This window comes from Actinokineospora sp. HUAS TT18, from assembly GCF_051364635.1.
Classification (GTDB): Bacteria; Actinomycetota; Actinomycetes; order Mycobacteriales; family Pseudonocardiaceae; genus Actinokineospora.
Genome location: NZ_CP195645.1, coordinates 1858456 through 1871894, shown reverse-complemented (window position 1 = coordinate 1871894; position 13439 = coordinate 1858456). Strand labels below are relative to the sequence as shown.

The 13439-nt window shown below is 71.0% G+C and carries 12 protein-coding genes; 5 read left to right on the top strand and 7 right to left on the bottom strand.

The features are described from left to right. Positions 1-19: 19 nt before the first annotated feature. Positions 20-1459: a KamA family radical SAM protein gene (locus tag ACSHT8_RS08195; RefSeq protein WP_436499287.1), complete on the bottom strand. Its 1440-nt coding sequence runs from the start codon at positions 1457-1459 to the stop codon at positions 20-22. Between the two features lie 120 nt (positions 1460-1579). On the opposite strand from ACSHT8_RS08195, the gene ACSHT8_RS08190 reads away from it, so the two are divergent. The 5 genes from ACSHT8_RS08190 (at position 1580) to ACSHT8_RS08170 (ending at position 6985) form a co-directional block, all read left to right on the top strand. Further along, positions 1580-2581 carry an L-erythro-3,5-diaminohexanoate dehydrogenase gene (locus ACSHT8_RS08190; protein WP_436499285.1) on the top strand — a complete coding sequence of 334 codons (1002 nt, stop codon included), beginning with the start codon at positions 1580-1582 and terminating at the stop codon, positions 2579-2581. Then, the gene (locus ACSHT8_RS08185; RefSeq protein WP_436499283.1) at positions 2578-4203 is read left to right on the top strand and encodes an amidohydrolase; all 1626 of its coding nucleotides are present in this window, start codon (positions 2578-2580) and stop codon (positions 4201-4203) included. Before ACSHT8_RS08190 ends, ACSHT8_RS08185 begins: the two co-directional genes overlap by 4 nt. After that, positions 4190-5761 carry a lysine 5,6-aminomutase subunit alpha gene (locus ACSHT8_RS08180; protein WP_436499281.1) on the top strand — a complete coding sequence of 524 codons (1572 nt, stop codon included), beginning with the start codon at positions 4190-4192 and terminating at the stop codon, positions 5759-5761. Before ACSHT8_RS08185 ends, ACSHT8_RS08180 begins: the two co-directional genes overlap by 14 nt. Positions 5762-5831: 70 nt before the next feature. Continuing rightward, positions 5832-6599, top strand: coding sequence for an OAM dimerization domain-containing protein (locus ACSHT8_RS08175; RefSeq protein ID WP_436499279.1), 768 nt, complete (start codon positions 5832-5834; stop codon positions 6597-6599). Beyond that, the gene (locus tag ACSHT8_RS08170; RefSeq protein ID WP_436499277.1) at positions 6596-6985 is read left to right on the top strand and encodes a hotdog domain-containing protein; all 390 of its coding nucleotides are present in this window, start codon (positions 6596-6598) and stop codon (positions 6983-6985) included. Before ACSHT8_RS08175 ends, ACSHT8_RS08170 begins: the two co-directional genes overlap by 4 nt. Here ACSHT8_RS08170 and ACSHT8_RS08165 read toward each other — a convergent pair. The 6 genes from ACSHT8_RS08165 to ACSHT8_RS08140 form a co-directional block, all read right to left on the bottom strand. After that, positions 6976-9240: an ATP-binding protein gene (locus tag ACSHT8_RS08165; RefSeq protein WP_436499275.1), complete on the bottom strand. Its 2265-nt coding sequence runs from the start codon at positions 9238-9240 to the stop codon at positions 6976-6978. The genes ACSHT8_RS08170 and ACSHT8_RS08165 overlap by 10 nt on opposite strands. Before the next feature lie 72 nt (positions 9241-9312). Continuing rightward, the gene (locus ACSHT8_RS08160) at positions 9313-10191 is read right to left on the bottom strand and encodes an SDR family oxidoreductase (protein ID WP_436499273.1); all 879 of its coding nucleotides are present in this window, start codon (positions 10189-10191) and stop codon (positions 9313-9315) included. Further along, entirely contained in the window at positions 10191-11033 is an 843-nt protein-coding gene (locus ACSHT8_RS08155) for a MaoC/PaaZ C-terminal domain-containing protein (RefSeq protein WP_436499272.1), read from the bottom strand. Before ACSHT8_RS08155 ends, ACSHT8_RS08160 begins: the two co-directional genes overlap by 1 nt. 1 nt (position 11034) lies before the next feature. After that, positions 11035-11466, bottom strand: a complete 432-nt coding sequence (locus ACSHT8_RS08150; RefSeq protein ID WP_436499270.1) for a type II toxin-antitoxin system Rv0910 family toxin — start codon at positions 11464-11466, stop codon at positions 11035-11037. A 20-nt stretch (positions 11467-11486) separates the two neighbouring features. After that, positions 11487-12677, bottom strand: coding sequence for a lipid-transfer protein (locus ACSHT8_RS08145; RefSeq protein WP_436499266.1), 1191 nt, complete (start codon positions 12675-12677; stop codon positions 11487-11489). 114 nt (positions 12678-12791) lie between these two features. After that, positions 12792-13421 carry a TetR/AcrR family transcriptional regulator gene (locus tag ACSHT8_RS08140; protein WP_436499264.1) on the bottom strand — a complete coding sequence of 210 codons (630 nt, stop codon included), beginning with the start codon at positions 13419-13421 and terminating at the stop codon, positions 12792-12794. Positions 13422-13439: the final 18 nt, after the last annotated feature.

Below are 13439 nucleotides of genomic sequence, written 5' to 3'. Positions count from 1 at the left end.
TTCGTTGTCTATCTACCTACTACGCCTGGTGGTTCGGGTTCTCCTGCCAGAACTTCTGGCCCGTCTGCCCGAGCGTCGAGATCGGGTCGTAGTACGGGTAGCGGCGGTTGAGGATCGCGGCGGCCTCCTCGGCCTCCATCCGTTCCGTGCCCGCCCGGTAGTTCTTCGTCCAGTACGAGATTCCCAACTCCCGGTCGTACTCCGCGAGCTGGTGCACCCATCGCTTCCCCACGTACGGCACATCGCAGATGATGCGTGGGGTGGCGTAACCGGGCAGGTAGCCCATGATCGCGTGCTGAAGTTCCTGTGCCTCCCAGACCGCCACGCGCCAGTGTTCGGCGTTGGGGATCATGTCGCACATGTAGAAGTAGTACGGGAGGATGTTCGCCTCGCCCTGCAGCGCGAAGCACAGGTCGAGCAGCGCCTCGGGGGTGGCGTTGACGCCGCGCATCAGGACGCCCTGGTTGCGGACGTCGCGGACGCCGACCTCCAAGGCGGTTCGGGCCGCCTCGGCGACCAAGGGGGTCACCGACTGGACGTGGTTCACGTGGGTGTGGATCGCCAGGTTGACCCCGCGACGCGCCGCCGTGCGGGCCACGCGTTCCAAGCCCTCGACGACGCTCGGCTGGAGCCAGTGCTGGGGCAGGCCCGCCAGCGCCTTGGTGGCCAGGCGGATGTCGCGGACCGTCTCGATGTCCAGCAGGCGCATCAGGAACAGTTCCAGCTGCTTCCACGGCACGTTCGCCACGTCGCCGCCGGACACCACCACGTCGCGGACGCCGGGGGTGCGCTTCAAGTAGTCGATCATCTGGTCGTAGCGGTCGACCGGCTTGAGGGTCAGCTTGTGCTTCTCCACCTGCGGGGTCGAGTTGCCGACCAGGTCCATCCGGGTGCAGTGCCCGCAGTACTGGGGGCACGTCGACAGCATCTCCGCCAGCACCTTCGTCGGGTACCGGTGGGTCAAGCCCTCCACGACCCACATCTCCGCCTCGTGCAGCGAGTCACGCTCCGAGTGCGGGTGGGACGGCCACTCCGGGTCGCGGTCGGACCGGACCGGCAGCATGTAGCGGCGGATCGGGTCGGCGAAGAACGCCTCGGTGAAGTCCGCGGGCGACGCGGTCGGCGCCATCGTGTTGAGCATCTGTGGCGGGATCAGCATGGACATGGTCGCCAGCTGCTCCTGGTCGGCGGCCAGTTCCTCGTAGAACGAGTCACCGAGCAGGTCGCCGACCACCGCGCGCAGCTGGCGGGTGTTCTTCACGCAGTTGACCCGCTGCCACTGCGCGTCGCGCCACTGTGTCTCGGTGACGTGCTCCCAGCCGGGGAAGCGGCGCCAGTCGGGTTCGACCAGTTCCCTGCGGACGTACTCGTAGGGCTGGCCTCCGGCCTGGTGCACCGCGTCGGACACCGTCGTCGCCGGGATCTCCGGCCCAGTCGCTGCAACACTCAGCGCAGTCATATGTGCTCCTCGCCGTTCGGGTGGCGTAAAGATATGCTGCCATACGACTTGGATAGCGTAAATCTTACGGAGGTCGATGTGACGGAGGCTCGCTTTGTGTCGCCTTTCGGGCTACACCGCGTGCTCGAGCCCGCTGGTGTGCTGCCTCAGCAGGCACAACGGCTCGATCCCGACCCCACCCCGGCCGTCGACGAGGTCGTCCTCGACGTCGAACGGCTGAACCTCGACGCCGCCTCCTACCGGCAGCTGCGTGAGGAACACGGCACCGGGGAAGAACTCAAGGCCGCCGTCCTGGCGATCGTCGCGGCGCGCGGGAAGATGCAGAACCCGGTGACCGGGTCCGGCGGGATGCTGCTCGGCACCGTCCGCGCGGTCGGCCCCGAGTCGCCGCTGGGGCTCAAGGTCGGCGACCGCGTGGCCACGCTGGTCTCGCTGACCCTGACCCCGCTGCGCATCACCGACGGCCTGGTCGACTGGGACGGCACCAGCGAGCAGGTGCCCTGCCAGGGCACCGCCGTGCTGTTCGGCCGCTCCATCGCCGCCGTCCTGCCCGACGACCTGCCCGACGAACTCGCGCTGAGCGTCCTCGACGTGTGCGGCGCCCCCGCGCTGACCGACCGTGTCGTCCGCGCCGCAGGTCAGGGTGCCTCCGTCTGCGTCCTCGGTGGCGGCGGCAAGTCGGGGTCGTTGTCGCTGGTCGCGGCCCGGCGCGCGGGTGCGGGACGAATCGTGGCGCTCGTGCCGTTCGAGGCCGAGGCCGACGCGGTCCGCGACGCCGGGCTGGCCGACGAGGTCGTGATCGCCGACGCCCGCAACCCCGTCGCGGTCGCCGAGGCGGTCGGCGAGCCGGTCGACGTCACCGTGGTCTGCGTGGACGTGCCCGGCTGCGAGCACGGCGCGATCCTGGCCACCGCCGACGGCGGCACGGTCATCTTCTTCTCCATGGCCACGTCGTTCTCCGCGGCCGCCCTGGGCGCCGAAGGGCTCGCCGCCGACGTCCGGATGCTCGTCGGCAACGGCTACGTGCCTGGTCACGCCGCCTTCGCCCTCGACCTGATCCGCGCCGAGCCAGGGGTGCGCGCCCTGTTCGAGGCCCGAGAGCGGCAGACTCAGCCACTATGACGACGCGCTCTGTGCCTGCTCGGACACTCCTGACCGGCGGCAACATCCACTCCCCAGTCGACCCCCACGCCACGGCGATGGCAGTTGAGGACGGCATCGTGGTGTGGCTCGGCCAGGACTCCGTCGGCCGCACGCTCTACGAGAACGCGGACACGGTCGTCGACCTGGCGGGTGCGTTCGTCGCACCCGCCTTCGTCGACGCCCACGTGCACGCCACCTCGGCGGGCCTGCTGCGCACCGGCCTCGACCTGACGGCCTGCGCGTCGCTCACCGAGTGCCTCGACGCGATCCGCGCGCACGTGCGCACCAGCGGCGACCAGCTGATCTGGGGCCACGGCTGGGACGAGACGAAGTGGCCGGAGCGCCGCCCGCCGACCCGCGCCGAACTCGACGCCGCCGCCGAGGGCGCCGCGCTGTACCTCTCGCGCATCGACGTGCACTCCGCGCTGGTCAGCTCCGCGCTGCTCGACCACGCACGAGGCGCCGACGGCTTCAGTGAGGACGGCCCGCTCACCAAGGACGCCCACCACCGCGTCCGCCGCGCCGCGCGAGCGGCCATCACCCCGGCGCAGCGCGCGGACGCACAGACCGCGTTCCTTGACCACGCCGCGTCCATGGGCATCGCGTCGGTACACGAGTGCGCCGGGCCGGACATCTCCGGCGCCGACGACTTCGCCGACCTGCTCGCCCGCATCGGCGGACCCGAGGTCGTCGGCTACTGGGGCGAGCGCGGCCCCGCCGACCTGGCCACCGCCAAGGGCGCGCGCGGCCTGGCGGGCGACCTGTTCGTCGACGGCGCGATCGGCTCCCGCACCGCCGCCCTCTGCCACCCCTACACCGACCGGCCCGACACCTCCGGCGCGCTCTACCTCGACGCCGCCGCGATCGGCGAACACCTGCGGGTGTGCACCGAGGCGGGCATCCAGGCCGGGTTCCACGTCATCGGCGACGGCGCCGTCGCCGAGGTGATCGACGGGTTCGCCATCGCGGAGAAGACCGTCGGCCGGGAAGCGCTCGCGGGTGCCCGGCACCGGCTCGAACACCTGGAGATGGTCACCGCCGAGCAGGCCGAGCGACTCGGCCAGTGGGGCGTCGTGGCGTCGGTGCAGCCGTTGTTCGACGCCGCGTGGGGTGGCGCCGACGGCATGTACGTCGAGCGGCTGGGGGAGCGCGGCACGCTGCTCAACCCGTTCTCCCGCCTCGCCGCGGCCGGGGTGATCCTCGCGCTGGGTTCGGACGCGCCGGTCACCCGGGTCGACCCGTGGGCCACCGTCCAGGCCGCCGTGCACCACCGCACCGACGGCCACGGCCTGTCCCCGCGCGCCGCGTTCACCGCCCACACCCGCGGCGGCTGGCGCGCGGCCGGGGTCGACGACGGCCTGACCGGCACCCTCCAGCCCGGCGCGCCCGCCACCTACGCCATCTGGGACGCCCCCGAGTTGGTCAGCGCCACCGCCGACAGCCGCGTGCAGCGCTGGTCGACCGACCCGCGCTCCCGCGTGCCCGCGCTCCCGCCGCTGCACCCCGGCGCGGACCTGCCCGCCTGCCTTCGCACCGTCCTGCGCGGGCACCCGATCTTCGACCGTTTCGACCGCGAGGAGCACCATCGTGGCCCTGCTTGACCTCGACCCCGATGTCGTGGCCACCGCGCGCGGGCTGGCCGCCAAGGCCGCCGCGCCGGTGATCGACATCGCCCGGGCCCACACCACCGTCGCGGTGGAACGCGCGACGCTGCGGCTGGCGGGCATCACCGGCGCCGACACCACCCACCGCGCCGGCGACGTGCCATGGGTCAACCGCGTCGTGGACACCGTTCGCGAGCACTGCGGCCTGGAGCACGGCGTCGCGCTGCCGGTGTTCCACGCGCTGCGCGAGCACGACCTGGGCAGCCTGACCGAGCTGGCCGAGGCCACCGCGGCCGGGCAGATCCAGTTCACGATCCCCACCGGCCGCGCCGCCGCCGGGTCGGCGAAGCTGGCGCGCACCGCCGTCGCCAAGGGGCTGCGGGCGGTCGACCGCAACAAGGCGCAGCGCGCGAAGCTGGTCACCAAGCTCGGCGACCCGCCGCAGCGGCCGTGGATCTACCTCATCGTCGCCACCGGCGACATCGACGAGGACGTGGTGCAGGCCGCCAACGCCGCGCGCGCGGGCGCCGACATCATCGCGGTGATCCGCTCCACCGGACAGTCCCTTTTGGACTACGTGCCGGAAGGCGCCACGCACCACGGGTTCGCGGGCACCTACGCCACGCAGGAGAACTTCCGCATCATGCGCGCCGCGCTGGACGAGGTGTCCAAGGAGGTCGGCCGCTACGTGCGCCTGACCAACTACGCCTCCGGCCTGTGCATGCCCGAGATCGCGGTGCTCGCGGGCCTGGAACGGCTCGACATGATGCTCAACGACTCGATGTACGGCATCCTGTTCCGCGACATCAACCCGATCCGCACGTTCGTCGACCAGCGCTTCGCCCGCCAGGTCCACGCGCGCGCGGGCATCATCATCAACACCGGCGAGGACAACTACCTCACCACCGCCGACGCCGTCGACGCCGCGCACACCGTCACCGTCTCGCAACTGCTCAACGAGCACTTCGCGCACGAGGCCGGGCTGACCGACGACCTGCTCGGCCTCGGCCACGCCTTCGAGATCAACCCGAAGGTGCCCGACTCGTTCCGGCTGGAGCTGGCGCACGCGCTGCTGGCCCGCGAGCTGTTCCCCGACGCGCCGCTGAAGTGGATGCCGCCGACCAAGCACATGACCGGCGACGTGTTCAACGGCTACCTGCTCGACGGGTTCTTCAACCTCGCCGGTGTCCTCACCGGACAGTCGATCCTGCTGGTCGGGATGATGACCGAGGCCGTCGTGACGCCGTTCCTGTCCGACCGCGACCTGGCGCTGGCCAATGTCCGGTACGTGCTGGAAGCGGCTGGAAACCTGCGCGAGGACTTCCGGCCCGCGCCGGACGGGCTGATCGTCAAACGCGCCCACCAGGTGCTCGGCGAGGCCGTCGACCTGCTCGACCGGATCGTGGACGACGGCCTGCTCAACGCGATCGCCGACGGCACGTTCGGCCTGATGAAGCGGCCCGCGCACAAGGGCAAGGGCGCCGACGGCGTCATCGAGAAGGCCGACGGCTACCTCAACCCCGCCACCACCCTGCTCGACGAGGGAGCGGCGTGAGCGAGCTTGCGAGCGAACCATCAACACAGAGCGAAGCCCCACCCACCCGACGCTCGATGAGGCACTCAACATGACCACCACCGAAGAGCCCAAGAAGAAGCGGTACGTCCGCCCCTACGGCGACACCACGGGCGACGGGATGGCGCAGCTGTCGTTCACGCTGCCCGTCCCGTTCGGGCCACGCGCGGACGGTGCCGCGCAGCAGTTGGCGAACAAGATGGGCATGGACCCGGCGATGGTCGTGCACTCGCACCCCATCGGCGCCGACTTCACCTTCTTCGTCGTCTACGGCTCCGTGCAGCACATCGTGGACCTCGACGAGGTGAAGGTGGTCGAGCGGGAGTACCCGCTGTTGCCGCCGTCGGACGTCAACAGCACCATCAAGAAGACGTTGCGCCGCAAGATGGTTGTCGTCGGCGCCTGCATCGGCACCGACGCGCACACCGTCGGCATCGACGCGATCCTCAACATCAAGGGCTTCGCGGGGGAGAAGGGCCTGGAGTACTACCGCGAGCTGCGCGTGGTGAACCTCGGCGCCCAGGTCTCGGTCCCCGAACTGGTCAAGGCCGCCCGCGCCGACAAGGCCGACGCCGTCCTCGTCTCCCAGGTCGTCACCCAGCGCGACGCGCACATTCTCAACACCCAGGAGATGTCGGCGGCGTTCCGCGAGGCCATGGGCGAACGCTGTCCTCTGCTCATCGCGGGCGGCCCGCGCTTCGACCCGCTCATGGCCGGGGAACTCGGCGTCGACCGGGTCTTCGGCCGCGGCACCACCCCCGGTGAGGTCGCCTCCTACCTCGTCCACGCCATCAGCCAGCGAAAGGAAGTCCACGCATGACCCGCGAGGTCGGCTTCACCGTCACCCACCGCCACTACGTGCCGCACTCCCACGCCCACTACGGCGGCAACCTGGTCGACGGCGCCTACGGCCTGGGCATGTTCGGCGACCTCGCCACGGAGATGTGCATCCAGACCGACGGCGACGAGGGCCTGTTCGCGGGCTACTCGAACGTCGAGTTCCTGGCGCCGATCCGCGCCGGGGACGTCATCGAGGGCACCGCGACGCTGACTCGGATCGGGACGCGCTCGCGGGGGATGGACTTCGAGGTCCGGGTGGTCTGCCGCTCGGCCCCGGAGCGCGGCGACTCGGCCGCCGACGTGCTCGACCCGCCGATCGTGGCGACCCGTGCCTCGGGCACGGTCGTCATCCCGGCTCAGGACTGACCGGCCACCCAAGCCGCGATCTGGGCGCGGTTGCTCGCATCGAGCTTCGTGAGGATGTGCTCGACGTGGGTCTCGGCGGTGCGCTGGGCGATGGCCAGCCGGGCTGCGATCTCCCGGTTGGTCATGCCGCGCGCCACCAGGCGTGCGATCTCGTGTTCGCGCGGGGTCAGCACGCCGCGCTCGACCGGGGCGGTGGCCGGGAGGCGGTCGTCGATGGCGTAGGTGACCGCCTGCGCCATCGACATCGCTCGGCCGCGGCTGTAGTTCTCGTCGTAGGCCGCGGCGCCCAGTGCCTGCTTGGTCAGCGCCTCGTATTTGTCCAAACGCGACACCCAGATCGGGAACGAGCGGGCCTGCAGGTCGATCTGCGCCCAGATGACGTCGGCGGCGCCGAACAGGGTGACCGCGCGGCCGAAGCGGCCCTCCCTGGTCGCCGTCCACGCCAGCAGGTGCACGGTGGCCGCGACGATGAACAGCGCGCCCGTCGCCGAGCTGTAGCGCAGGGACTGCTTGGCGTACCGCTCGGCGTCAGCGGCGCGGTCGGCCTCCAGGTTGACGTAGCCCAGCGCGCACATCGCCCAGCCGCGGAAGTAGATCTCGCCCGCGGCCTCGCTGCGGGCGACGCACTCGTCCAGCAGCGCGGTCGCGGTGGCGACATCGCCGTTGAAACCGTAGGCGAAGCCGCCGAAGCAGAGCGCGTTCACCTCGCCCTCGAAGAACGCGTGCTCGCGGTAGATGGCCAACGCCTTGTCCAGGAACGGGATCGCCTGAGCGGCCAGGTCGCCGAGGAACAGGCCCATCCCGGCGGCGAACGCGACCTCGGCGGCCACGGCGTCGTCGCCTGCCACTTCGGCGAGTTCCTGGGCGCGCATCAGCTGCTTGCCGCCGGTCTCGGCGTCGCCGCGCAGGGCGGCCAGGAAGCCGTCGATCCAGGTCGCGATGCGGTATTCGGGCTGGTCTGGATCCAGTTGGGGGACGGCGCGGCCCAGGAAGCGGCGGACCTCGTTCATGTGGCCGTAGATCGTCCAGTACGGCCGGATGCCGTCCAGGACGCGGATCGCGGTCGCGGCCTCGCCCGGCGTGCTGACGCAGTACTCCAGCGCCAGCCAGATGTTCGGCAGCTCCCGGGGCAGCCGCGAAAGCCACCGGAGTTGATCACTGCCGAGCCAGCCCGCGGCGAACCCGCCCGCCACCCGCTGGTACCAGTCGCGGTGCCGCCGGGCCACTCGGTCGACCTCACCCGCGAGCCGCTCGCGGCCGTACTCGCGCAGGGTCTCCAGCATCCGGTAGCGCAGTTGGTCGCCGTGGTCCTCGCGGATCAGCACCGACTTGTCGAGCAGGGCGTCGACAAGGTCGAGGACCTCGGCTTCGGTCACGCCTTCGCCGCCGCAGACGAACTCGGCGGCCTCCAGGTCGAACGACCCGGAGAACGCCGACGCGCGCGCCCACACCAGCCGTTCGGCGGGCGTGCACAGGTCGTGGCTCCAGTCGATCGTGGCGCGCAGCGTCTGCTGGCGGTGCGGCGCCGTCCGCGCGCCGGAGGTCAGGATCGGCAGCCGCAGCCGGGACAGGATCTGCTCCGGCGACAGCGACCGCACCCGCGCCGCGGCCAGCTCGATCGCCAGCGGCACCCCGTCGAGCCGCCGCGTCAGCGCCACGACCGCCGCCCGGTTCTCGTCGGTCACCTCGAACGACGGCAGCACCGCGGTGGCCCGGTCGGTGAACAGCCGCACCGAGTCACACGCCGCCACCTCGGCGGCGGGCGCGGCCACGTCGGGCACCGGCAGCGGCGGGACCGGCAGGACCCGCTCGCCCTCCGCGCCGAGCGACTGCCTGCTCGTGGCCAGCACCGTCACCTTGGGACACTCGGCGAGCAGGGTCGAGGCGAAGGCCGCCGCCGCGTCGAGGAGGTGTTCGCAGTTGTCGAGCACCACCAGCGTCCGCCGGTTCCGCAGGTGGTCGACCACGAGTTCCAGCGTCGGGCGGCCGGACAGCGCCCGCAGGCCCAGCGCGTTGGCCACCGCCGCGGCGACCAAGGCCGGGTCGCGGGCGTCGGCCAGTTCGGCGAGCACCGCGCCGTCGGCGTAGTCCGGCGCGAGCGCGCGCGTGATCCGGATGGCGAGGCGGGTCTTGCCCACCCCGCCGGACCCGGTCAGCGTGACCAGCCTGCTCTCGCCGAGCAGACCGGTCGCCTCCGCCAGTTCCCGCTCACGGCCGACATAGCTGGTCAGGTCGTCGCGTGGACCGGTCGACATCGGACTCCTCGGCGTGGGACTGATCAGCCGGGGAGAACGTAACCCAGCCCGCGACCGGTTTTCATCCGGACTTCAGGCCCAAGCCGCGAGGCGCGCGTCTATGTCACCGATGGTCCACGGCCCGTCGGTCTCGGTTGACTCGGCGACCGTCCAGCCCTGGAGCCGCTGGATCGCGCCGCCCTGCACGGCGAACACCTGGCCGGTGTGCGGGCACTTCTCCGCCGCCAGATAGGCCACCAGCGGGGCGATGTTGGCGGGGGAGAACGCGTCGAACTCGCCTTCCTCCACCTCCTGGGCGAAGAGAGCGCCCATGCCCGGGGTGGCCAAGGTGAGCCGGGTCCGGGCGATCGGGGCGATCGCGTTGACCCGCACGCCGTATCGCTCCAACTCGGCGGCCGCGACCAGGGTCAGCGCGGCGATCCCGGCCTTGGCCGCGCCGTAGTTTCCCTGGCCGGGGTTGGGTACCGTCACCCCGGACGCCGACGCGGTGTTGATCACCGACGCGCCGCGCGGGGTGCCTGCCTTGGCCTGCGCCTTCCAGTACGCGGCGGCGTGGTGCAGCACGGCGGCGTGGCCCTTGAGGTGCACCGCGATCACCGAGTCCCACTGCGACTCCTCGACCCCGGCCATGAACGCGTCGCGCAGGATGCCCGCGTTGTTGACCACGACGTCGAGCCCGCCGAACTCGGCGACCGCCTGCTCGACCAGCGCCTTGGCGCCCGCCCACTCGGCCACGTTGTCGGTGTTGGCCACGGCCCGGCCGCCCGCCGCGGTGATCTCGTCGACGACCTCCTGGGCGGGTCCGGCGTCGGAGCCCGCGCCGTCGTTGCCGCCGCCGAGGTCGTTGACCACGACGGCCGCGCCCTCGCGCGCGAACAGCAGCGCGTGTTCGCGGCCGATCCCGCGGCCCGCCCCGGTGATGACGGCGATGCGGCCTTCCAGCGTGCCCATCAGCTCTCCTCGATCTCGGCGAGGCCGTCCTTGATGACGACCGTGTCGCCGACGGTGGTCTCGAACGCGTAGTGGGTGCCCGACCGCCAGATCCGGGTCGTGAGGTCCTGGCCGGGCAGCACCGGCTTGGCGAAGCGCACAGCCAGGCGCTTCAGGCGCGACACATCGGACCCAGCCACCTCGGTCAGCACGGCCCACGACGTGAACGCCATGGTGCACAGGCCGTGCGCGATGATGCCGGGCAGACCGGCGTCGCGCGCGACCTGCTCGTCGAGGTGGATGGGCATGGGGTCGCCCGCGGCCGGGCCGTAGCGGAACGTCTGGTCGTCATCGATGTGCTGTGCGACGGTCGCGACCGGGTCCCGCGCGCGCAGCGACTCGTCGAACCTGTGGGGCGGGGCCGCTTCGCCGACGGTGTCGCCGGTGTCGAAGCCGCGCACGAAGAACGTCACGTGCTGCTCGTTGACCAGCTCACCGGCGCCGTCGCGGCACTCCAGGTAGACCGTGGCGGCCGTGCCGTTCTCCTGGCCGACCCACCCGGTCATCTTGCCGCGCGCCACCAGGGTGTCGCCGGGGCGGATGGGGCGGTGGAAGCGGAAGTCCTGCTCGCCGTGCACGATCCGGCCCAGCAGCGACAGCGGCACCACGTCCAGCGCGGGCTCCATCAGCGACTGGAACACCGGCACGATCGCGAACACCGGGCTCGCCACATCGCCCGCGGCGTGCGCCGGGATCGGGTCGTTGGTCGCCGCCGCGTACTGCGCCAGGCGTTCCCGGGTCACCTCGAACCGGGTCTCCTCGGTCCAGACGTCCAGGCCGCTCTTGTCGAAGGCGTCGGCCACGTCAGCCGACCAGTTCGGCGAAGTTGGCCAGCGACTTGTCCAGGTTGGCCTTGGCGTCCTTCTCCACGGCCTTGCCCAGCGCGCCCACGATCATCTGGCCGGTGAACTCCGCGTCGATCGTGGCCACCGAGCCCGTGCCGGACGGCTCCACGCTCAGCCGGAACTTGACCTGCACGCCTGCCATGCCGGTGCCGGAGATGACCAGGTTCGACGGTGCCGCGTACTCCTGGACCGTCCACTCGATGGTGTTGGCCATGCCGAGCATCGTGACGACCTCGGCGACCTTGGTGCCCACCGCGAACTCGGCAGGCACGTCGCCCTTCCACTTGGTGTGGATGGTCAGCCACTTCTCGAAGCTGTTGGGGTCGGCGAACCGCGCCCACACCTTGTCCGGCGTCGCGGCCAGCTCGACCGACGCGTTGACGCTGCCCATGGTGGTCTCCTTCGGGTTGGTCAGCGCTCGGCGCGCTGGTAGGCGGTGACGACGGCGGCGCCGCCGAGTCCGATGTTGTGCTGCAGAGCGGCGGTGACGTTGTCGACCTGGCGCTTGTCGGCGGTGCCGCGCAGCTGCCAGGTCAGCTCGGCGCACTGCGCCAGGCCGGTGGCGCCCAGCGGGTGGCCCTTGGAGATCAGCCCGCCCGACGGGTTGACCACCCACCGGCCGCCGTAGGTGGTGTCGTCGCTGTCGATCAGCGACCCGGCCTCGCCCTCGCCGCAGAGGCCGAGCGCCTCGTAGAGCAGCAACTCGTTGGCCGAGAAGCAGTCGTGCAGCTCGATGACCTGGAAGTCCTCGGGCCCGAGGCCGGACTGGTCGTAGACCTTCCGAGCGGCCTGGACGTTCATGTCGTAGCCGACGATGTTCTTCGCCGAACCGTCGAAAGTGGACCGGAAGTCGGTGGTCATCGCCTGGCCCACGATCTCCACGGCCTGCCCCGCGAGGCTGTGCCTGTCCACGAAGGACTCACTGGCGATGATCGCCGCGCCGGAGCCGTCGGAGGTGGGGGAGCACTGCAGCTTCGTCAGCGGGTCGTAGATCATCTTCGAGGCGAGGATGTCGTCGAGGGTGTAGACGTCCTGGAACTGGGCGTAGGGGTTGTTCGCGGAGTGGCGGTGGTTCTTCTCGCCGATCTTGGCGAACTGCTCGGCCGTGGTCCCGTACTTGACCATGTGCTCGCGGCCCGCGGCCCCGAACATCCACGGCGCGGGCGGGAACAGCACCTCGGAGATCTCGGCCAGCGCGTTCAGGTGCTTGGCCATGGGCTGCTCGCGGTCGGTGAACGTCGCGCCGAGCGAACCGGGCTGCATCTTCTCGAACCCGAGCGCGAGCGCCACCTCGGCCTGGCCGAAGCGGACAGCCTGCGCGGCGAGGTAGAGGGCGGTGGAGCCCGTGGAGCAGTTGTTGTTGACGTTGACCACCGGGATGCCGGTCATGCCGAGCTCGTAGATGGCGCGTTGGCCCGCGGTGGACTCGCCGTAGACGTAGCCGACGTAGGCCTGTTCGACCTGGTCGTAGCTGATCCCGGCGTCCGCGAGCGCGTTGGTGCCGGACTCGCGCGCCATCTGCGGGTAGTCCCAGCCCTCTCGGCGGCCGGGCTTCTCGAACTTCGTCATCCCGACGCCGATGACATAGGCCTTGTTCGGCATGAACTCCTCCTCGCCTCGCCACTAAGATACAATCCGGCATGTATTTATCAAGGGGCGACGGAGGGGCCGCGGATGTGGCGGCGGTCACTGGGGTAGGGCTGAGAGGTGGATCGGCTACGCGTGGTCGGCGTGCAGGTCCTCGAAGATCTCCTGGGCGAGTTGGCGCAGGTGAGTGCGGGCTCGCTGCCAGCGCTGGGCCATCACCTCGTCGTCGGCCACGACGAAGCTGCTGATCAGGATGCCGCGGACGGTGTCCATCGCGGTGTAGACGAAGTGGCGGACCTTCGGGTGACCCGCGAACCCGGGGAAGAGCTCCCGGTCGAACTCGGTGAAGCTGGTGGCCGCCAGCGATTCCATTGTGGACACCTGGCGGCGGAGCTCCGGATCGGTGCGGGAGGCGACCCACAGCTCCATCGTCGCGGCGAAGACGGGGCCCTGGTGGGATTCCCACAGCAGGTCGAGCCCCGCGCCGATGAGATCGTCGGAGCCGCGCAGGCGGTCGAGGCGGGCGAAGGTGAACTCCGCGCGCTTGATGGCGAGGTGGCGGACCGCCGCGGTGACCAGGTCGGCCTTGGTGGGGAAGTGGTGGACCTGCGCGCCGCGGGTGACCCCGGCCAGTTCGGCCACTTTGGACGTCGTGGTGCCGGAGTAGCCGTAGGTCACCAGGCACTCGATCGTCGCGTCGAGCAGCCGCTGGCGCATGGACGCGCTGCGTTCCTCCTGGGTACGCCGGACCTTCTCCACGCGCACAGAATACAGACC